Raw genomic sequence first — 21,267 nt, forward strand, 5'->3', positions numbered from 1 at the left:
CTAGGCCGGTCGGTCAAGTTTCGTAGGGTGAGGAGTGGTACAAGGATGTACCGTTTACGGACCTGAGGATGGCCTAAGCGACAGCGCATCCACCGGGGCAATGGTGGATGTGCCTGCCGGCTTATCCACCCTACATAAAGTACTTTATCAAATTGAAGTAGCACCAGTAGTGCGACACTGGCCGTGATAACGGTTCAATACCCACCACTTTATACCGAACAGACGAGTTTGCGAAATTCATGATTGAGCGCACCAACCCCCGGGCGGCCGAGGCCGTCGTGGCGCAACTGCCGGAACCGGATGCGGACGCCCGGCTGCACAGCCTGCAACTGGTGTCGCTGATCCGTGACGAGATCGCCGCCGCCGGGGGGCGCATACCCTTTGATCGCTATATGGAGCTGGCCCTCTATGCCCCGGGGCTCGGCTACTACGCGGCCGGGGCGCGCAAGTTCGGCGCGGCGGGGGATTTCGTCACCGCCCCGGAGCTCTCGCCGCTGTTCGCCCGCTGCCTGGCACGTCAGTGCCGGGAGGTGCTCGACGGGCTCCCCGGCGGCACGATCCTGGAGGTGGGGGCCGGTTCCGGCATCCTCGCCGCCGATCTGCTGCTGGAGCTGGAGCGGTTCGACTGCCTGCCGGCGCGTTACCTGATCCTCGACCTGAGTCCGGAGCTGCAGCAGCGTCAACGCCAGACCCTGAGCCGGCGCGCCCCCCATCTGCTCGACCGGGTCGAATGGCTGACGGCGTTTCCCGAGAGCGCCTTTTGCGGCCTGGTGATCGCCAATGAGCTGTTGGACGCCATGCCGGTGCACCGCTTCCGGCTCTCCGCCGGTACCCTGTTGGAGCAGTTTGTCGGCTGTACCGGGGAGCGCTTCGAACTGATCTGGGCGGCGCCGGAATCGCCCGCTTTTGCCCGACACCTGGCCGCCGCGTTGAGCCGGTTGGGGGCAACCGATGATTATGCGTCGGAGGTCAACCAGCGGGCCGGACCCTGGCTCGCTTCCCTGGCGCACTGCCTGGAGCGTGGGGCGGTGCTGCTGATCGATTACGGCCACAGCCGCGCCGAGTACTACCACCCGGCCCGCAGCCGCGGCACCCTGATGTGCCACTACCGGCACCGTGCCCACCCCGATCCGCTGGTCTACCCGGGGCTGCAGGATATCACCGCCCACGTGGATTTCACCGCCATTGCCGAGGCGGCGCTGGCGGCGGGGTTCCGGGTGGCGGGGTACACCACCCAGGCGTTCTTCCTGATGGCTAGCGGACTGGACCGGTTGGTGGCGGAATCCGATCCGGACGAGGCGGCGGCCCATCTGGCGCTGGTACAAGGGGTGCGGCGCCTGACCCTGCCGACCGAAATGGGCGAGCGCTTCAAGGTGCTGGGGCTGACCAAGGGCTGGGAGTCGCCGCTGAGCGGTTTCGCCATGAGGGATCTGCGTGACCGGCTCTAGCCGACTGCTGCTGGTGGCGGTGCTGCTGGCGCTGGTCGGCTGCAACAGCACGCCGGATCGAGACTCGCCGATCAAGACCCGCCAGTTCCGCATGGATGACATCGCCAAGAGCGATGTGGACATGGTGGCGGAGATCCAGATCCGGTTCTCCATGGAACATCTGCGCGAGCTGATGGAGAAACTCTATCGGCGCAATCCCCGGGAGTGGCGCAAGGACGGTGCCGCCACCCTGGAGCAGGCTGTGGATAAGGTGTTCGGTGCAACCCGGAGCGGGCAGTTTCCCGAGCTGCGGCAGCTACATGGCAGCGATGCCATCATGCTGACCTTCGATGAGCAGTACCGGGGCGACCGCGTGCTCGCCTTTATCGAGGGGCTGCGGGGAATGATCCTGGCGGCGCACAACGGCAAGCAGACCTTTTATCTGACCGATGAACTGGATCCGCAGAAACTCTACAATGCCGCACGCAATATCGAGATCGCCACCTGGAAGCTGGGGCATACCCGGGACAGCGCGGGGCGGCTGTTCCTGGTCAGTAACGAGACCGCGGGGCCGGTGATCAATCTCAGCTATGAGCGTCTGTTGGGCAAGCTGATTGCGCTGCAGGACGGGATGGCCCGGATCGTCGCCCAGAGCGGCAACCGGCGCATCAAGACCATTATCCAGTCGGTCGCCTCGGCGGTCTTCATGCCTATCTGAATGCACTTCTGATTTCCGCCGAATGGTTGCAAACGATACGATTTTGTGGATAGATTGTGGCATATTCGAAAACTTCTATCTGTGAGTCAAGTTATGTCTGTCTACCAAAGCGACTTTCAACCCGGCGATATTCTCGAGCTGTTTGGCGAAACCTATCAGGTGCTGGAGAATGACGGCGTCACCGGCCAGCTGATCCCCTTTCCCTCGGAGGAAGTCCCCGCCCACCGCGTGGTCTGGGCGGAGGAGGCGGGGGAGTATGGCCGTATCGGTCATGCCGAACTGCCGGGTCCCTCGCCCTGTGCCGGCGGCACCTGCCCGAGCAAGGGACGGGGTTCGCCCCTGTAACCCTTCGCCCTGACAGCGGATGCAAAAAGCGCTTTGCACGCCGCAGTGTGAACAACTTAAAATACCGGTTTTCCCAGCCAGTCCGGCTGGGTTTTTTGCTGCACAGGAACCGCCAGCCCCATGATCGCCGTCTTCAACGCACTGATCCCGGTCATTGCCATTATCCTGCTCGGGATGCTGCTCCGACGGACCCCGCTGTTTACCGACGAGAGCTGGCTCGGCTTCGAAAACCTCTGCTATTTCGTGCTCTTCCCGGCGCTGCTGATCAAGACCCTGGCCACCGCCAAGATCGCCTCCACCGAGCTGCTGCTGTTCTCGGCCATGGTGCTGTTTGCCATCTTCGGCATGAGCCTGCTGTTGCTGCTGTTCCAGCCGCTGATGCGGCGCTGGCTGGGGATCGGCGGTGCTTCGTTCACCAGCCTGTTCCAGGGGGCGACCCGCTGGCACGGTTTCATCGCCCTCTCCATTGTCGGCCTGCTCTTCGGCGATGAAGGGGTGGCCTACATGGCGATCATCATGGCAGTGATCATTCCGCCGCTGAACGTCATCAATGTCTCGGTACTGGCGCGCTTTACCGATGGCGACAGCGGTCTCGGGGATGTATTGCGCAAGCTGCGGAAGAATCCCTTCATCATCGCCTGCGGGATCGGCGCCACGCTCAACCTCAGCGGCCTCGGGCTGCCGTCGCAGATCTTCTCCCTGTTCGATATCCTCGGCGGCGGGGCGCTGGGGCTGGGCCTGCTGACGGTGGGTGCCGGGCTGCACTTCTCCCTGGTGCTGGATCACCGGCTGCTGGTCTCGTTCGGCGCCGCCATCCGCCTGTTGGGGATGCCGCTGTTGATGTTCACCGGCGCCTGGCTGTTCGGCATCGAGGGGGTGCCGCGCACCGTGGCGGTGATCGCCGCCGCCGTGCCCACCGCCTCCACCTCCTACATCCTGGCGCGGCAGATGGGCGGTGATGCGCCCTTGATGGCCAACCTGATCACGGTGCAGGTGGTGGCCGCGGCGTTGACCCTGCCGGTGATGATCTGGCTGGCGGGCTTTTGATTCAGCCGCTAGAGTTGGGTTTTACCTGGGAACCAGTCAGGGGTCGGAGTCAGGCCATTCGGGACAGTAGGGCGCTGCCTTGTGGTGGAATGGCCTGACTCCGACCCCGGATGAATCATAAATATCGGTACAAGGAGGCGATCATGGCCCGGTTCAACGGTTTTCCCGAAGCCACCCTGGTGTTTCTCGGTGAACTCAAGGCGAACAACAACAAGACCTGGTTCAACGACAACAAGCCCCGTTACGAGGCGTTGGTCCGGGAGCCGGCGCTGGCCCTCATCGAATCCATGGCCGGAGGACTGGCGGAGATCTCGCCCCATTTCCGCGCCATACCGAAAAAAGTGGGCGGTTCGCTGATGCGGGTCTACCGCGATACCCGCTTCGCCAGCGACAAAACCCCCTACAAGACCAACATCGGCATCCAGTTCCGCCATGCGCTGGGCAAGGATATCCACGCCCCCGGCTTCTATCTGCACATCGAGCCGGAGGGCTGCTTTGTCGGCGCCGGCATCTGGCACCCGGAGTCAAAGACCCTGGGCCGGATCCGCGGCTTCATGGACGACAACCCGGCAGCCTGGAGGAAGGCGCTGCAGGCCCCCGCCTTCGCCCGCGAGTTCAACCTGGAGGGCGACAGCCTGAAGCGGCCGCCACGCGGCTTCGCTGTCGATCACCCGCTGATAGAGGATCTGAAAAGGAAGGACTTCATCGCCATCAAGCCGATCGAACCGGCGGCGATCCACTCGCCCCGGTTCCCCCAGTCGGTGCTGAAGGATTTTCGCCGCACCGACGCCTTCATGCGCTATCTCTGCACCGCGATCAACGTCAACTACTGATCCGTCGTCACCCAGGCGACCGCCCGGCTCCGGGCGGCAGGTTCCTGCCTGCGTCTTTTTGTACGCGGTGGGAAAAAGCCGTTTGCGCATAGCATGACTTGCTTATCTTTCCGGTTGCTCTATGATGCTTGGTGATATGTTGAAAAGTTATTTATTTCAATAACTTATAACCATATAAACAGAATATTGCAACTGAGGTAGAGGTTATGCAGTCAGGTCCGCGCGAGATCGAAACCCCGTTCCGTCCGATACCCCTGGAGGTGCCGGAGGGGATGATGCCGAACGAGTTTTTCAACAGCACCGAGAATCTCAATGACCTGGTGCACAACAACGGCCTGCTGGTGAATCCGGAGAACCTGCTGCTCTATCGCAAGGCGCTGGGCCACAGCAACGAGTTCGACGCCTCGATCATCTACAACACCTCCAACTGCATCCTCGACCCGCTGGGCCGGCCGGTGCGCCGCACCCAGGTGCCGGACCAGGTGAAGCATGTCTGGAACCGCATGAACCAGGTGCTGATCGAGTACATGCTGGAGCAGTTTCCCGACCCGGACGAGGCGCTGATCCTGGCGGGCGAGGCGAGCCTGGATGCCACCTGGCCGCTCACCTCCGCCGGCGTGCCGAGCATCCGCATGCTGCACAACCATTTCATCGTTTTCGACAAGCAGCAGCTGCGTGAAGCCCGGTTGGCCGATGCGGATAATCCGAACCTCACCGATGGCGGCCAGCACAGCCTGTTTCAAGCCTACATGCACGATGTCTATCACCAATTCTTCTCCCAGCTGGATCTGCAGATCCTGCGTCCGGTCACCGACGGCACCTGCCGCCTCGAACTCACCGGTTATCCCCAGGGCCTGCCGAGCTGGGAGGTGCAGGGCGGCGTGGATGTGTTGAAGAACATCCGCTTCTGGCGTGAGTACGACGCCATCCTGATGGGCTTCATCGACTTCTATCGCACCTTCTTCACCCAGGTCTCCACCCGTAATGCGCCGATCCCCCGGGACGCCTATTTCCCCGAGCAGATCGAGAACACCCTGATCTACAACAACGACTTTCTCAAGACCGCGAAGAAGGTGCGTGACCAGTGCGTGCACGATGCCAAGTATGCCAACGCCATCCGCTGGCAACCGGCCTTCAAGCAGCTGCTCTACCGCGACGACAGCGGACGGCTGATTATCACCATCAGCCAGAACTCCATCGGCAACGCCATTACCGAACTATTGGGGGTGGTGGTGAAGCGGACCCCCGATACCGATGCCTATGAGGCGAAGGAGCCACGGCTGATCGAGCGGCTGCTGGAGGTGCGGCGGCGCCTGGTGGAGGCGGACCTGGGTGAGCCTATCGGCACACGATATTGGGGGACCGAGTAGCAGGGGTCGGTTTATCGACCAACAAAAATGCCCCGAAGATGTCGTCAATGTAGGATGCCGGTGAGGCACGAACAGCGGCGTAGCCTGGATGAAGCCGCCACCACCGAAACAGGCATTCCCGCATGTGCCCAGGGCGGCACAATCCGGGGAGTGGAGCAGGCGCCGTGCGCAGTCCCGGATTCCGCCCGTCCGGGGTTGTGTGTCTGTCGGGCTTTCGTGGGGTGGGCTTCATCCAGCTACGTACTAAGCCAGACTACGCTGCCGCAGGAGGCACACCCCTACTTATTCCGCTTGTCCCGGACGTAGAGGACCTTGGAATTGGTTCCGCCCACCTGCCGCTCCTCGGTGTCGAACAGCTTGGTGGCGGTGACCAGTTCACCCAGCCGGCCGTAACCGTAATTGCGCGGATCGAAATCGGGCGACTGCTTGGCGATATTACTGCCGACAGGCCCGAGTTGGGCCCAGCCGCTGTCATCGGAAGAGGTGTCGACGGCATTGCGCAGCAGGTTGACCAGCTTGGCGTCCCGTCGCAGATCGCCGCTGCTCTTCTTGGCAATGGCGGCACCTTCATCACTCTTGGCCCGCAGCACCTCGGTGTAGATGAACTTGTCACAGGCCGAGACAAAGGGTGAGGGGGTCTTTTTTTCGCCGAAGCCGTACACCAGCAGGCCAGACTCCCGGATCCTGGAGGCCAGCTTGGTAAAATCGCTGTCGCTGGAGACGATGCAGAAGCCGTTGAAGTTGTTGGTGTAGAGCAGGTCCATGGCGTCGATGATCATGGCGCTGTCGGTGGCGTTTTTGCCCTTGGTGTAGGCAAATTGCTGCATCGGCTGTATCGAGTGCTCCAGCAGCACCTCTTTCCATCCCTTCAGGCTGGGTGAGGTCCAGTCGCCATAGATGCGCTTGACGCTGGCTGTGCCATAGTTGGCGATCTCGGACAGCAGGCCGTCGACAATACTCGGTTGCGCATTGTCCGCGTCGATAAGCACCGCCAATTTGTCGGTATTTTCCATGGTTCTGTTCTTATTTTTCCGTCTATTAGGGTCAAGCTACCGGGTTGCACGGCGGCCTCTGGCACAGCCTAGCAGACTCCACCGTGCAGCGGAACCGTTCCCATGGCGCCGCCTTGCCCCGGGCCGGCACCGGGTTATTGCCGAATTACCGGCGAAAACAGCCCTATAATCAAGTGTGTAGTGGTGTCGGCGGCGTTACGGGTGATTGAGCGAGATCATGATTTCGACGGGTAAGGGTTTTACTCTCGCGGCGGATTGATACTATGTCAGCTTACGGGGGCGTACGGGTAGCGCGATACAATGGATTATCTACGCAAGGTCTACCAATTGAATATCAGCCTGCTGGGGGTGATCCCGGAGGTGTGGCGTCAGCTGCGGGTGGCCGACAGCGATACCCTGGCGGATCTGCACGATACGCTGCAGATCGCCATGGGCTGGACCGATATCCATATGCACATGTTTATCCGTGAGGGTGAAAAGTACGGTATTCCCGACGACCAGTTTCCGGATGACACCCGTAATGAGCGGCAGATCCGTTTGCGCCAGCTGCTGAAAAAACCGGGGGACGGTCTGCTCTACATCTACGACTTCGGCGATGCCTGGGAGCATCGGGTGGTGCTGGAGCAGATCCTGCCCTACGATTTGTCACAAACCCTGCCGATCTGTTGCTACGGTGAGCGCGCCTGCCCACCCGAGGATGTAGGAGGGCCGCCCGGCTATGATGAGTTTCTTGAAGCGACTGCCGACCCCTCGCACCCCGAACACGACTACATGACCCGCTGGATCGGCGGTGGGTTCTCCCCCGAGCTGTTCGATCTCGACCTGACCAACGAACTGTTGCGGGACAAGCACCTTCGCTTGGGCTAAGGGCTCGCGCAAGAATAAGTTCCTGTATTCGGTCGCCCCTGGACCCCGCTGGCGGTGTTACGCTTTTTGGCAAGGGAGCGGCCATTGCCTGCAAAGCGTGCCTTGCCAGCGTGGCCCAGGAACGCCCTCGGTACTACGGAATTATTCTTGCGCGGGCCCTAACCCGCCATCAGTGGAGGGTCGGCGTCCGCTTCAGCGGCTCGATCAGGCCCTCCAGCCCGTTGATCTTGATCTCCAGCGCCAGTGCCATCAGCTCTCCCAGCCGGCCTTCCGGAAAACCCTGATTGGAAAACCAGATCAGGTAGTCCTCGGGCAGGTCGATCAGCACCCGCCCCTGGTACTTGCCGAACGGCATCTCCATCTTGGCGAGTCTGATCAGATCCTTCTTATCGAACATGTTGCGTCACCGAGCCCTTAGCCGGGTGTGGCCGGTTTTTCGCTCTTTCGGGTGAGCGGTTTATGGCCCGCCTCGCGCGGAGCATTGGTCGATGCAGTATCGCTCGGCTTACGTCGCTTGCCGATATTTTTTCTATCGCGCAGCCGCTGCTTGGGTTTTTTCGTTTCGATCTTGTCATCCTGGGCAGCCGCTTTTTTGGTTTTGCCGCCGGCCGCCTTGCCGGAGCTTTTCAGCTTCCTGGGGCCGCGGTATTTGCCCGCGATCTCCTTGATGGTGCGGCGCTCGAATTCATGTTTCAGATAACGCTCGATGCCGCTCATCAGGTTCCACTCCTGATGGGTGATCAGGGAGATGGCCAGACCCTGTTTGCCGGCGCGTCCGGTACGGCCGATGCGGTGCACGTAATCTTTGCCGCTGCGCGCCATGTCGAAGTTGATCACCAGATCCACACCCTTGATATCCAGCCCGCGCGCGGCCACATCGGTGGCCACCAGGATCTTGATGGTGCCCTGACGCAGAAAGACCATGACCTGGTTACGTTCATCCTGGGTCATGTCGCCATGCAGCACGCCGACCCGCAGACCCTGCTTACGCAGCTCGGGACCCAGGGCATCGGCCTGCAACCTGGTGTTGGTAAACACCAGGGCCTTGTCGTACTCCTCATGTTGCAGCAGCCAGGTGAGCTGGGCTTTTTTATGGATCTTGTCATCGGCCGGGATGATCTGCTGAGTGATGTTGCCGTGGCGGTCACGCACTGTGCTGAGGGTGACAACCGCCGGGTCACGCAGCAGCGTGTCGATCATCTCTTTCAGTCCCCGGTGGCTCAGGGTGGCGGAGAACAGCAGGGTCTGGCGGGCACTGCTGCACTGCCCGGTGATTTTCAGGACATCCTCGCTGAAGCCCATGTCCAGCATCCGGTCGGCCTCGTCCAGGATCAGCACTTCCAGCTCTTTGAAGTCGGGTGTCCCCTGTTCCAGGTGTTCCAGCAGCCGGCCCGGCGTGGCCACGATGATCTCCGGATTTTTCCGGAACAGGGCGCGCTGGTACTTGAAGGATTCACCACCGGTGATCAGGCCGATCTGCAGGCGGGTGCCGCCGATCAGCTTCTCGCCCTGCTTGAGTATCTGGTGGGCCAGTTCCCGGGTCGGCACCAGAATCAGCACCCGGGTGCCGCTCTCGGGCGCCGAATTGTTGAGCAGGTGATCCAGGGTCGGCAGCAGGAAGGCGAAGGTCTTGCCGCTGCCGGTCTCCGCGCTGGCGATCAGGTCGCGTCGTTCCAGCACCAGCGGAATTGCCTGCCGCTGGATGGGGGTGGCCTCAATCAGTCCCAGGGCGTCTAGCTTCTGGAGCAGGCTGGGGTGGAGCGGGAAGCTGGATAACAACGGAATCACCTTGAGCGCAATGGAAACGGAATTGCCGGCTATTGTAATCCATTGTGGCGGAGTGTTGGGATAAATCCATCCGCGCCGAGGCGGGCCTTTCTGTGGGATAATGGGCGCCTATCGAGTAGTAACCGACAGCGCGTCGCGTGGGCGCCAGCGCCTGAGCCCTATCGCCATCCGGTAACGAAGCAGTGAATCAGTATGATGTGATCATAATCGGCGCCGGTGCCGCCGGTCTCATGTGCGCGGCCACGGCGGCACGGCGCGGCCGCCGGGTGTTGCTGCTGGACAATAGCCGCAAGGTGGGCAAAAAAATCCTGATGTCCGGCGGTGGGCGCTGCAACTTTACCAATCGCCATGTGGAGCCGGGCAACTATGTCTCCGCCAATCCCCACTTCTGCAAATCGGCACTGAAGCGTTATACCCAGTGGGACTTTATCGCCCTGGTCGAGCGTTACGGCATCGCCTATCACGAGCGGGATCATGGGCAACTGTTCTGTGACGGCTCCGCCCGGGAGATTCTCGACATGCTGCTGGCGGAGTGCGATCAGCCGGGGGTGACCCTGCAGACCGGGTGTGAGGTCCGGGAAATAGGTTATGCACAACGCTATCGACTGACCACCAGCCTGGGCGAATGCAGCGCCGACTCCCTGGTAGTGGCGACCGGCGGGCTGTCGATACCGAGCATGGGATCGAGCGGCTTCGGCTATGCCGTCGCCCAGCAGTTCGGTCTGAATCTGTTGCCCCGGCGGGCCGGCCTGGTGCCCTTTACCTTCAGCGACCGGATGAAGGAGGCCAGCGGGCGGCTGGCCGGTATCTCGCTGCCGGTGCGCATGCATACCGACAATCACGGCTTCACCGAACAGCTGCTGTTCACCCATCGGGGATTGAGCGGTCCGGTGGTGCTGCAGCTCTCCAACTACTGGCGGACGGGGGAGCCTGTGGTGGTGGATCTGCTGCCGGATACCGCGGCGGAAGCGCTGCTGCTGACGCTGAAGACGACCCATCCCAGGGGGCTGCTGAAGAATCTCCTGGCCAAACAGTTGCCCAGGAAACTAATAAATGAACTGGTGACGTGGTACTGGGCCGAGTGGTCGGAACGGCCGGTTTCGGAAATGCCGGATCAGCTGCTCCGCCGGATCGCCGCGCAGCTGAACGGCTGGACCCTGAAGCCGGCAGGCACCGAGGGCTACCGGACCGCCGAGGTGACCCTGGGCGGCGTGGATACCGATGAACTCTCCTCGAAGAGCATGGAGAGCCGGCGTCAGCCGGGCCTGTTCTTCATTGGCGAGGTGATGGATGTCACCGGACACCTCGGTGGTTTCAATTTCCAGTGGGCCTGGTCGTCAGGTTATGCCGCCGGGCAGTTTGTCTGATCCGGCATCACTCCGCATTGAAATTTTTAAGCATATTTTCATGTGCTTATTTATTAGTCCAACGCTGTATTGTATTTAAGTTTCAACTGGAACCGTCGCTACCCGTTACATGACCGCTGAAGATATGGCGGCATGCCGTGGGACGGTCGTTGATTGTGTTATTCGTTGGCTCCCACACCGATAATTACCTGACGAACACTCCGGATTTCCGGTTGGGAACATTTAAAACATGAAGATCAAGACAAAACTGACAGTAGGTGCCAGCCTAATGATGCTCATACCCGTGGTGGTAGTGAGTGCAGTGCTGGGATGGATTGCCGTGGACAATGGCCGCCAGGCCCTGGAAACCAAGGCCCACCATCAGATGATGGCACTCGAGAACAGTTCCCAAGAAGCGATTGAAAGTTATTTTGCGGTAGTGCGGGCGCAGATCATCACCCTGTCCGACAACCGGATGATCGTTGATGCGCTGAACTCCCTGCCCAATGCCTTCCGGCTATATCAGGGCAGCGTCGAGGCGGCAGGCGAAGCGGGGGCGGCCAGGCTGGAAAAGATGCGTCAGGAGTTGCAGGCCCACTACAACGGAGCGTTCCTGGAGGAGTACAGAAAACAGAACGGTGGCGCCACAGTTGAGGCGGCCCGGTGGCTGGATAAATTGAGTGGCGCCGGCATCACCCTGCAACACGCCTACATCGCCGCCAACCCGAATCCGCTGGGCGAGAAGAGCAAACTGATCACCCCGGAGGACGGCTCGCTGTACGAGGTGATGCATAAAAGATTTCATGGATCACTGAAGGATTACCAGGAGCGGTTCGGCTATGAGGATATCTTCCTGGTCGATGCCAACAGCGGCGAGGTGGTCTACTCGGTGGCCAAGAAGCCGGAGTTCGCCACCTCCCTGATCGACGGCCCATTTGCCGAAACCAGTCTGGGTAAGGTGTTCAAGGAAGCCAACGAGTCGGATGACCCCGGCTTCATTGCCATGACCGATTTTTCCGCCTATCTCCCCTCTTACGAAAACCAGGCGGCCTTTGTCGCCTCCCCGGTGTTCACCCGGGGCAAACGGATCGGCGTCCTGGTGTTCCAGCTGTCGGTTGATAGGCTCTCCGCCATCATGACCCATGAGCGCAAATGGGCCGATGTCGGCCTGGGTGAATCCGGGGAGAGTGTTATTGTCGGACCGGACTACTCATTGCGCAGCGACAGCCGTTTCCAGATAGAGGATGAGGCCGGCTACCTGGCGCGCCTGGGCAAGACCGGCCTGTCGGCGCAGCAGCTGGCCAGGGTCCAGGCCAAGCATTCGGGTATCGGTGTCCAGCAGCTGAAGTCACCGGCGGCCGAGGCCGCCCTGGCGGGCGAGTCGGGCGTGAAACTGTATACTGATTTTCGGGGGATTGATGTGCTGGCGGCCTACGGGCCGCTGCATATTCCCGGATTAAAATGGGCGGTGGTCGCCAAAATGAACGCCGAAGAGGCGTTCCGCTCGGTCGAAGAGCTGAAAAGCACCATCGCCGGCGTGGCGATCGGGCTTTCCATCGCGGTGTTTGTCGTGGGAGCGCTGATCGGCTGGCTCTTCACTGGTCTGATCGTGCGGCCGATCCAGCAAACGGTGGATGCGGTCAGGGATATCGCCGAGGGTGAGGGTGACCTGACCCGCCGGCTGGATGACCGGAGCCAGGATGAACTGGGTGAATTGGCCGGCTGGTTCAACCGTTTCCTGGACAAGATGCAGGGTGTGGTCGGCGAGCTGAACGGGGTGACCCAGAATCTGTCGGTGTCGGCGGAACAGCTCTCCCGGGTATCGGAAGAGACGCGGCTTGGGATCAGTAACCAGCAGGGGCAGACCGAACAGGCAGCGACCGCCACCAACCAGATGGCCGCTACGGTGCAGGAGGTGGCGAAGAATGCCGAGTCCGCCGCCAATTCGGCCATGCAGGCCAGGAATGAAGCAACCCAGGGTAAGGGCACGGTGGATGAGAGCATCGCCACCATCCATAATCTCTCCGCCACCGTGGAGCAGGCGGCCGGGGTGATCGGCCGGCTGGAGCAGGACAGTATCGAGATCGGCGGGGTGCTGGATGTGATCCGCAATATTGCCGAACAGACCAACCTGCTGGCCCTGAACGCGGCCATCGAGGCGGCGCGGGCCGGCGAGCAGGGGCGCGGTTTTGCCGTGGTGGCGGATGAGGTGCGCACCCTGGCGTCCCGTACCCAGCAGTCCACCCAGGAGATCCAGGGCATGATCGAGCGCCTGCAGGCGGCCTCCAAGGAGGCGGTCAAGGCGATGGACGAGACCAATGCCCAGGCCAGGAAGGGCACCGATATCGCTGTCAGGACCGGCGAGGTGCTGGAGTCCATCACCCATGCGATCAACCAGATCAGCGATATGAATAACCAGATCGCCAGCGCCGCCGAGGAGCAGAGCGTGGTGGCCGAGGAGATCAACCGCAATGTCGTGGGGATCAACGAGATCGGCGAGCACACGGCCAACGGCGCGCAGCAGACGGCATCGGCCAGCGAGGGGCTGAACAATCTCGCCGGACAGCTGCAGCGGATCGTCGGGCAGTTCAAGATCTAGGCGTCGCAAGCAGGGGTCGGAGTCAAGCCGCACAAAACCGGGGCGCAGTTCACCCGGCTTGGGCGGCTTGACTCCGACCCCTTCGGGTACAGCAGTTCTAAAATGGCCTTCAATAGTGGTTTAGTTATCCCAGCCCGGTGATTAAGGAACCACGGATGGACACGGATTTACACAGATAGGAGACCAGGATTCTGAATCCGTGTTTATCTGTGTGAATCCGTGGTTCTCCAGGGTCCCGCCCAGACATTACTCCTAAAAAACCCGACAGGCTCCTGGGCATCGCAAGCAGGGGTACACACGAATCAGCGGTTCTAATCCGGATTCAGACGGTCGAATACGTCCTCGGTCGAAGGCGCGGCAACCGACCGGTTGAGCCGGTTGGTCAGGCGGATGAGGCGTTCATGCCGGGGGCGGATCGCCAGTCCCTGGGTGAGATGGCGGCGGGCCCGCAGGGTGCGGCCCCGGTCGATCTCACGCTGCGCCAGCTCGGCATAGCGGTCGGCGATCCTGTCCAGGCCACGGTTTGCCGCCGGATGATCCGGGTCCTGCTTGAGTACTTCGGCGTAATAGTAATGGGCGCTGGCGTCCGCCGGGTAACTGAGGTGATCCGTTGCCAGTTGCGTCTGCGCCTTCTGCAGCAGCGCGGTGATCGTTGGTTCGCTGGTCCCGGTTTGCGGCGGCGTACCGGCGGTTGCCGGCGGCTCTTCCGTTGCCGCCACTACCGGTGCCGGCGTGCGCTCTTCCAGGGCGGCGGATGGGGACATCGCTCCGGCGGGTGCGACGACGGCCAGCTCTTCAGCCGCAACCGCACGACCCCCCTCCGCGCCGGTCGGTGGGGTGGTGTCACCGCCGACCGTCAACTGCCGGAGGCCGAAGCCGCCCAGCAGCAGTAGCAGACCCATGCCGGCATAGAGCGAGCGGCGGTAACGCGGCCGCGGCGCGGGCGTGGCGGCTGCCGGCGCCCGGGTTTCCGGGGATGGCCCGGTTGCCGAATCCGCTTCATCCTCCGACCGGTTCCCCAGCCGTACCCGGCTACGCAACGTCTGCAGGGTCAGCAGCAGTTCGGCGCCACTCTGGAAGCGTTCCTCCGGTTGTTTCGCCAGCAGCTTGTCCAGCAGCGGCTGCAGGGCGGCAAACGGTTCCGGCAGTTGCGGCAGGGGCCGCTGGATATGGGCCATCAGGGTGGCGGCGAAACTGTCCGCAGTGTAGGGTTTTCTGCCGGTGAGCATCTCGTACAAAATGATGCCCAGGCTGTAGAGATCGGAACGCCCGTCCACCCGGCGGATGCCCTGGGCCAGTTCCGGGCTGAGATAGTGGGGGCTGCCCATCACCGTGCCGGTGACGGTCAGGTCGTTATCGGCCTGGATCAGCTTGGCGATACCGAAATCGGTCAACACCGGGGTGCCGTCATTGCGAAACAGGATGTTCGACGGCTTGATATCCCGGTGCACCACCCCTTCACCATGCACATAGGCGAGACAACCGGCCAGACGACCGAGGAGCTTCAGCGCCGCGGCCGGTTTGATGCCCTGGACGATGCGTGACTTGAGGTCGCCGCCCGGCAGGTACTCCATGGCGATATAGTAGAAACCCTCCCCTTGTCCGATGTCGAAGATGGCGATCAGATTGCTGTGGTTGAGGCGGGCGATGCAACGCCCCTCATTGAAAAAACGTTCGAAGAACTGGGGTGTCTCGGGGTCGTGCAGTACCTTGAGTGCCACCGGCCTGCCCAGCGACATCTGGGTGGCCAGGTAGACCGTCGCCATGCCGCCCTTGCCGAGGATGCGCTCGATACGATAGCCGGGGACGTTGATCTGCAGGCTCAGGCCATGGTTCATTTCCGGTCCCGTGTGGACAAAACTGGCGGGGCCGGTCTGTCCCGACGCCCAGAAAAAAGTGGATACCGCTAAGTGTGTCGTCCGGCGCCCCTGAAAATTGAGCACTGTTTCACGTAATAGTTAAAATCTCCTGCTCCTCCCAGCGCTTTTTCACCGCCGCGATGGCCCGGCTCCGGGCCTGGAAAATGATATCGGGGATCATTTTTTGGTCGTCGGCGCCCTTTGCCAGCCGACGGGTGTCCACGGCGGCGGCGGCCTGCCGCGCCGCCCGGAAGAATTCGGCCTGGGGATAGGGTCGCCGTTCAAATCCCTGGCGTCCCCGGGAGTCGGCTTCACAGGCCAGCAGAAACTGATCCAGCCGGGTGGCGCGGCGCAAGGCGTCCAGCTGCTGCAGGGTGCGCAGCAGGGTGGCCGGTTTCAGCTCGAATGCCCGGTGGCAGTGGCTGTGGTATTCGGCCACCAGGCGACACAGCTCACGATAGCGGTTGGGCGCGCGCAGGCGCTCGCACACCCGCTCCGCCAGCCGCGCGCTCCGCTGCTCGTGTCCGTGATGACTGGGCCAGTCTGCGCGGGGCGTGGTGCCCTTGCCGAGGTCATGCAGCAGCGCGGCCAGCCGGATTTCCGGTTCCCGACTGAGGTTGCACGCCTGGCGCAGCACCATCAGGCTGTGCACGCCGGTATCGATCTCCGGATGATGCCGTTCCGGCTGGGGGACGCCGAACAGCCGGTCCAGTTCCGGGAGGATGACGCGCAGTGCCCCCAGCTCGCGCAGGGTTTCGAAAAAGGTCACCGGATCGGTACCCTGCAGCGCCCGCACGATCTCGGACCAGACCCGCTCGGGCACCAGATTGTCCAGTTCACCGGCCTGGACCATCTGCCGGACCAGTTGCCGGGTCGGCTGCGCCACGCGGAAGCCGAGCGGGCCGAGGCGGGCGGCGAAGCGCGCCAGCCGCAATACCCGGATCGGGTCGTTCCTGAACGTAGGGGTGTGGCGCAGTCGCCGCTCCCGCAGGTCGCGACGGCCGTCCAGCGGGTCGATATAACTGCCGTCCGCCGCCAGGGCAATGGCGTTGATGGTGAGGTCCCGCTGGATCAGGTCATTACACACCTGCGCCTGTTCGCTGCCGTCGTCGGCCCCGCCACGCGGCAGGGCGTACTCCTCGGCACTCTTCGGGTGGAGAAATACCGGGAAATCCCGTCCCACCTTGCGATAACCCCGGGCCAGCAGCTGCTCCGCGGTGACCCCGGTGACCAGCCAGTCACGGTCGCCGATCGGCACACCGAGCAGTTGATCCCGCACCGCGCCGCCGACCAGGTAAGTGTGCATGCTAGAATCGCTCATGATGACTATGCTGAAACCTCGCTCCGCACTATGATCGCCCGGTCCCGCCGGCGGTATCGCCTGATGCTTCCTTTAATCCGGGTTTCACTCCTGGGGCTCCTGCAGGGCTGCAGTACACTGAGCTATTATAGCCATTCCATCGGCGGACATCTGCAACTGATGGGACAGCGGCAACCCATTCCCGAGCTGCTGCGCGACCCGCAAACCCCCGAACCGCTGAAGCGGAAGTTACGCCAGGTCGGCGAGATACGCCACTTCGCCAGCGCGGCACTGGCGCTGCCGGACAACGGCAGCTACCGCAGCTATGCGGCGCTGGATCGGGAGGCGGTGGTGTGGAGTGTGGTGGCGGCCGGGCGGTTTTCCGTGCGGCCCAGGCAGTGGTGCTATCCGATTGTCGGCTGTGCCAGCTATCGTGGCTATTTCTCCCAAGAGCGTGCCCGGGCGTACGCCGGCGAATTGCAGGCCCAGGGGCTGGATGTGGCGGTGGAGCCGGTACCGGCCTATTCGACCCTGGGCTGGTTTGACGATCCCCTGCCCAGTACCGTCATCGACTGGCCGGAGGCGCGAATCGCCGGTCTGATCTTCCATGAACTGGCCCATCAGCAGCTCTACGTGAAGCATGACAGCGCCTTCAACGAGGCGTTCGCCAGCCTGGTGGCGGAGGCGGGCATCGAACGCTGGCTCGCCAGCCGGAACGGCCTGAGCTTCGCGCAATGGCAGGTGACACAGCAACGGGAGCAGCAGTTTGTCGATCTGCTGCTCGCGCTGCGCGGGGAGCTGGAGACGCTCTACCGCCAACCGCTGGACGAGCTGCGCATGGGGCAGCGCAAGGCGGCCCTGTTCCGGCAGCTGCGAGAGCGCTATGCGCTGTTGAAGCGGGAGTGGGGCGGATACGCCGGTTTTGACGGCTGGTTCGACCGTGACCTGAACAACGCCCACCTGGTCAGCATCGCCACCTACGAGGCCTGGGTGCCGGCGTTCCGGCGGCTGCTGGCGCAGTCCGACGGGGACCTGCCCGCCTTCTATGCAGCCAGCCGCCAATTGGGGCAGCTGCCCGCCAACGAACGTGAACAGCGGATGCGGCAGTTACTCCAGCCCGCCGCGGAGTGAATGGAACTACCAGCCAACCCGGATATAGCGCAACAGGTTGCCGGCCGGATCACGCAGCAGCAGACGTCCCTCCGATTCGGCGAATTCATAGGGCCGCACCTGGCCGCTCTCCAGGTCCTGCATGAGGATCAGTCGGGGTTCCACCTGGGTCAGGCGCCCATCACGGAAATTGTCCCGCTGCAGATAGATCCTGAACAGACCGTCCTGGATCACCAGTATCTCACCGCTCTCGCCCTGCCAGCTGCCGTTGAGCATGGCCCCCTGGGATGGCCGGGCCGGGGCGCGGTAGGGATAGGGGGCGCCCGGATAGGGTCCGTAGCCGGGGATGCCGCCCGGATACCCGGCAGCGTCCCGTGCCCGCTCGTGCAGACGTTTCTGATAGGCTGAGGAGAAGGCGTCCATCATGTCGAACAGGGTCTCGGCCATGCGGTTATAGCGGTTGGGATAGTCGAGCGCGGTCGCTGTCTGCGGCAGCAGCGTCAGCAGAATCAGCAGCCGGAATAGCCGGATTGTACGCACTTCGGTCCCCCTCTCTACATCCCCCTGGGCACCACCCAGTCTATCAGAAAAGCCCCCCGTCCCATGGTGAAACTTGCCTGTTGCGCGAAATGGTGTTTATCTTAAGCGGACTTTTGGCGGAAACAGATATCGAAGGCCGGAAAATGGTGGCGACACAGTATGATGGCGGACACGAGCGCCGCATCCGAACCAAGGATATGGTGGAGAAGTGGCTGGACGAACGCCAGCAGATGCTGGTGCTCTATTGCCAACTGGCGGGCATCGACTCCTTCAGTCCGGACAAGCCGGAAAAGCAGCTGTTGCGGGACTTCTGCCAGCTGTTGATTGATTATGTTGCGTTCGGTCACTTCGAAGTGTTCGATCGCATCACTTCCGGCGAGGAGCGCCGCGGCGAGGTGGTCAGGGTGGCGGACGCGGCTTATGCGAAAATCGCCGAGGTGACGGAGCTGGTGGTGGCGTTCAATGACAAGTACGACCTGAGCGATCACCGGCAGCCCCTGGACAACCTGACCAAGGACCTCTCCATTCTGGGTGAGGACCTGGCCAGCCGGATCGAACTCGAAGACAGACTGGTCAAGGCCCTGCTGCGATGACCCGATTGCCGCGGCAGAGCTGAGGAGGCGGCGTGGTCAGCCTGTTCGACAGCCTGATACACTGGCGTCCGGATGCGGAAGAGTTCACTGCTCCCCTGCAGTCGAAGAAACCGTTCAAGCTGCTGTTCGACCGCCTGCCGACCGGCATCGACAACAACCGGATCGATGTCGCCCTGAGTCAGGAGTTCATGGACCGCTGCCGGCTGTTTGTGCGTCGCTCCATGATGCACGACGTGACCGAAAATTACTGGGGCGAACCACCGCCGCCACCGGATAACAAGGATCTCCAGGCCCTGCGCGAGGGCTATGCCGGCCTGATGGAACTGACGGTCGACCGGGCCAGGAAACACAACCGCCTGGAGATGGTACAGCTGCTGCAGTTCAGCGTGGTGAAGTTCCTGCTCGGCCTGGTGGGGCAGGAGTATGACCGCCTGCGCAGCCAGGTGCAGCGTGCCAAGGGGTTGGACAGCCATCAGTCCAGCGGCCGTTCGGTGCAGCTGCATGACCGGTTGGTGCTGCTGGCCAGGAACGAGCCGGCGATTCGCTATCGGATCACCCGCCGGCTGTTTCGCGAGCTGCTGAAGATAGAGAACATGCGCCTCGGCAAGCTGCGCAAATCGGTGCTGGGCCTCTCTTGGCCGATACCCAAGCCGCTGCTGTTCAACCCGATGCTGCAACTCCCCTCGTTGTGGGCCGACGAACAGGTGATGGGCCACTATCCCCTGGTCTGCACGGACCGGGAGGACCCGGATGCCTTCGACCGGGTCAACCGTCTGGTCACCGGGCTGTTTGCCGATTTCCTCCCCTCCTGGTGCTGGGGTACTGAGCCGCTGGATCCGTTCGATTCCACCTGCAGCGATATCCAGACCAGCGCCCGGCGCAGTCAGGGGGAACAGGACGGGCTGGTGGGTTATGGCGAAATCCTGATGCTGCTGAAACGATCGCTACAACCGGCGGAGTACGAGAGCGGCAACTGCTCCTGGCTGGATATTCCGGAGAATATCGACCGCATTGTCTATTCGGCCAGACACAGCGGTGGCATCCGCACCGACCATGTTGTCCCGCTGCTGCAAACAACCTGGCCCAACGACAAATGGCCCGGGTTTCACCATCGGCTGATGAAACAGATATTGAAGGCATTTCACGGCAGCCGTATCGAGCGCGATCTGCTGGCCTGCCACGCCGCACCCGCCGTCTATCAGGAGCTGAACCGGCAGGTGCCGGTCCGCCTGATCTGCCAGTACCTGGCCGGGCGCATGACCAGGCGGGAGCTGCAGCGCAAGCTGAACAGCCTGCAGAACAAGGCGGTGCCGGTCCAGGTGGTGAAGGTGCTGGAGCGAATGCTGTCGATCATCAAGAGCATGCCGGGACCGCGACGGCGCCGCCGGGTGTTCAGTTTTCTGCGCCACTTCGCGTTGTTCCGGCGTGACCTGAAACAGGCCTACCAGGCGCACGTCGCCATGCGCCGCATCCATCTGCTGGTGCGTCCGGAGGATATCGAGCTGTCACGGCGTAACGGCAGTCTGCTGGAATTCCCGCTACGCAGGGAGCTGAAGCCGGAGCAGCACCGTATCCGCAATCACGTCATCCTCAAGGCGGACGTGCGTGGTTCTACCGCCATCACCAGTGAATTGCGCAACCGCAATCTCAATCCTGCCTCCCACTTCAGCCTCAATTTTTTTGAGCCAATCAACAAGCTGTTGGAGAGCTTTGGGGCGAAAAAGGTGTTTATCGAGGGGGATGCGGTGATCCTGAGCATTTTCGAATACGAGGATACCCCCTATCAGTGGCTCTGCGTCTCCCACGCCTGCGGTCTGGCAAACAAGATCCTCCAGGTGGTGGATACCCAGAATGTCAAGAATCGCCAGAACGAACTGCCGGAGCTGGAGCTGGGCCTGGGTATCGCCTTCAGCGAGGAGGCTCCCGCGTTTCTGTACGACGAGGGGCACGAAATCATGATCTCGCCTGCCATCAACCGTGCGGATCAGCTCTCCTCCTGCTCGGCGGCGGTGCGGCGCTCCGCATACGGCGGGGGCCTGGGGTGCGGGGTGATGGTGATGGCGCCAGCGGCCAGCGAGACCGTCAACAAGGAGAGTTCCGACAAGCTGATCCGCTATAACGTGAACGGCATCGAACTGGACGAGCCGGCCTATTACAAGCTGAAGTCAGAGCTGTCGTTCCGCCGCATCGTGCTGGAGGTGGGCCGGCGGGCGCTGAACGACCATCTGCTGGTGGGCCGCTACCCGGATCTGGAGGGGAACATGCACGCCCTGGTTATCCGCGAGGGGGTGGTCACCGTCTGGGACGGCGAGCAGGCGGGGCTGGAGGCAGTGGATGGCGGTTTTTATTATGAGGTGATCAGGGATCCGGAGCTGATCGCCTATGCCATCGAGCAGACCACCCGGCGGCGCCATACGCTCCCTGACACCCCCGCGACCGCTGAAGAGGATCGGCCAAGGCCTGGCCTGTTCCACTGATCGATTGCCGGTCGGCGTGGCAGGTGAGGTGTCGG

At 62.2% G+C, this 21,267-nt stretch carries 18 protein-coding genes; 12 read left to right on the top strand and 6 right to left on the bottom strand.

Annotated features, from left to right (window positions below):
• The first annotated feature begins 239 nt into the window (after window positions 1–239).
• The 6 genes from NPX02_RS04010 to NPX02_RS04035 all read left to right on the top strand — a co-directional run bounded on the left by NPX02_RS04010 (window position 240) and on the right by NPX02_RS04035 (window position 5,740).
• Complete coding sequence (locus NPX02_RS04010; RefSeq protein WP_260291972.1) at window positions 240–1,448, top strand: class I SAM-dependent methyltransferase; 1,209 nt, start codon at window positions 240–242, stop codon at window positions 1,446–1,448.
• The gene (locus tag NPX02_RS04015) at window positions 1,435–2,145 is read left to right on the top strand and encodes a hypothetical protein (protein WP_260291974.1); all 711 of its coding nucleotides are present in this window, start codon (window positions 1,435–1,437) and stop codon (window positions 2,143–2,145) included. Before NPX02_RS04010 ends, NPX02_RS04015 begins: the two co-directional genes overlap by 14 nt.
• A 93-nt stretch (window positions 2,146–2,238) precedes the next feature.
• Window positions 2,239–2,490, top strand: a complete 252-nt coding sequence (locus NPX02_RS04020; RefSeq protein WP_260291975.1) for a hypothetical protein — start codon at window positions 2,239–2,241, stop codon at window positions 2,488–2,490.
• Window positions 2,491–2,610: 120 nt separating this feature from the next.
• A complete protein-coding gene (locus NPX02_RS04025; protein ID WP_260291977.1) occupies window positions 2,611–3,537 on the top strand; it encodes an AEC family transporter in 927 nt (308 codons plus the stop codon).
• A gap of 143 nt (window positions 3,538–3,680) precedes the next feature.
• Window positions 3,681–4,370: a DUF2461 domain-containing protein gene (locus tag NPX02_RS04030; RefSeq protein ID WP_260291979.1), complete on the top strand. Its 690-nt coding sequence runs from the start codon at window positions 3,681–3,683 to the stop codon at window positions 4,368–4,370.
• A 206-nt stretch (window positions 4,371–4,576) separates the two neighbouring features.
• Window positions 4,577–5,740 carry a hypothetical protein gene (locus tag NPX02_RS04035; RefSeq protein ID WP_260291980.1) on the top strand — a complete coding sequence of 388 codons (1,164 nt, stop codon included), beginning with the start codon at window positions 4,577–4,579 and terminating at the stop codon, window positions 5,738–5,740.
• A gap of 278 nt (window positions 5,741–6,018) precedes the next feature.
• On the opposite strand, the gene NPX02_RS04040 is transcribed toward NPX02_RS04035, so the two are convergent.
• Window positions 6,019–6,753: an NYN domain-containing protein gene (locus tag NPX02_RS04040; protein WP_260291981.1), complete on the bottom strand. Its 735-nt coding sequence runs from the start codon at window positions 6,751–6,753 to the stop codon at window positions 6,019–6,021.
• Between the two features lie 300 nt (window positions 6,754–7,053).
• On the opposite strand from NPX02_RS04040, the gene NPX02_RS04045 reads away from it, so the two are divergent.
• Window positions 7,054–7,620, top strand: a complete 567-nt coding sequence (locus NPX02_RS04045; RefSeq protein WP_260291982.1) for a plasmid pRiA4b ORF-3 family protein — start codon at window positions 7,054–7,056, stop codon at window positions 7,618–7,620.
• Window positions 7,621–7,789: 169 nt separating this feature from the next.
• Here NPX02_RS04045 and NPX02_RS04050 read toward each other — a convergent pair whose 3' ends face one another.
• A complete protein-coding gene (locus NPX02_RS04050) occupies window positions 7,790–8,017 on the bottom strand; it encodes a DUF3820 family protein (RefSeq protein WP_260291984.1) in 228 nt (75 codons plus the stop codon).
• Between the two features lie 17 nt (window positions 8,018–8,034).
• Entirely contained in the window at window positions 8,035–9,399 is a 1,365-nt protein-coding gene (locus tag NPX02_RS04055; protein ID WP_260291987.1) for a DEAD/DEAH box helicase, read from the bottom strand.
• A gap of 191 nt (window positions 9,400–9,590) precedes the next feature.
• Here NPX02_RS04055 and NPX02_RS04060 point away from each other — a divergent pair, with 191 nt between their 5' ends.
• Window positions 9,591–10,775 (top strand): BaiN/RdsA family NAD(P)/FAD-dependent oxidoreductase, encoded by a 1,185-nt coding sequence (locus NPX02_RS04060; RefSeq protein ID WP_260291989.1) that lies wholly within the window; start codon window positions 9,591–9,593, stop codon window positions 10,773–10,775.
• Between the two features lie 268 nt (window positions 10,776–11,043).
• A complete protein-coding gene (locus NPX02_RS04065) occupies window positions 11,044–13,353 on the top strand; it encodes a methyl-accepting chemotaxis protein (RefSeq protein WP_260291992.1) in 2,310 nt (769 codons plus the stop codon).
• Between the two features lie 311 nt (window positions 13,354–13,664).
• Here NPX02_RS04065 and NPX02_RS04070 read toward each other — a convergent pair whose 3' ends face one another.
• Window positions 13,665–15,191 carry a serine/threonine-protein kinase gene (locus NPX02_RS04070; protein ID WP_260291993.1) on the bottom strand — a complete coding sequence of 509 codons (1,527 nt, stop codon included), beginning with the start codon at window positions 15,189–15,191 and terminating at the stop codon, window positions 13,665–13,667.
• 109 nt (window positions 15,192–15,300) lie between these two features.
• Window positions 15,301–16,518: a multifunctional CCA addition/repair protein gene (locus NPX02_RS04075; protein ID WP_260292023.1), complete on the bottom strand. Its 1,218-nt coding sequence runs from the start codon at window positions 16,516–16,518 to the stop codon at window positions 15,301–15,303.
• A gap of 78 nt (window positions 16,519–16,596) precedes the next feature.
• Between NPX02_RS04075 and NPX02_RS04080 the strand changes: the two genes are divergently transcribed.
• Window positions 16,597–17,643 (top strand): aminopeptidase, encoded by a 1,047-nt coding sequence (locus NPX02_RS04080; RefSeq protein WP_260291994.1) that lies wholly within the window; start codon window positions 16,597–16,599, stop codon window positions 17,641–17,643.
• 6 nt (window positions 17,644–17,649) lie between these two features.
• On the opposite strand, the gene NPX02_RS04085 is transcribed toward NPX02_RS04080, so the two are convergent.
• A complete protein-coding gene (locus NPX02_RS04085) occupies window positions 17,650–18,162 on the bottom strand; it encodes a hypothetical protein (RefSeq protein ID WP_260291995.1) in 513 nt (170 codons plus the stop codon).
• A gap of 146 nt (window positions 18,163–18,308) precedes the next feature.
• Here NPX02_RS04085 and NPX02_RS04090 point away from each other — a divergent pair, with 146 nt between their 5' ends.
• Window positions 18,309–18,755, top strand: a complete 447-nt coding sequence (locus NPX02_RS04090; RefSeq protein WP_260291996.1) for a sigma D regulator — start codon at window positions 18,309–18,311, stop codon at window positions 18,753–18,755.
• 32 nt (window positions 18,756–18,787) lie between these two features.
• A complete protein-coding gene (locus NPX02_RS04095) occupies window positions 18,788–21,232 on the top strand; it encodes a hypothetical protein (protein ID WP_260291997.1) in 2,445 nt (814 codons plus the stop codon).
• Window positions 21,233–21,267: the final 35 nt, after the last annotated feature.

Source organism: Sedimenticola hydrogenitrophicus (assembly GCF_025175675.1).
Taxonomy (GTDB): Bacteria; Pseudomonadota; Gammaproteobacteria; order Chromatiales; family Chromatiaceae; genus Sedimenticola; species Sedimenticola hydrogenitrophicus.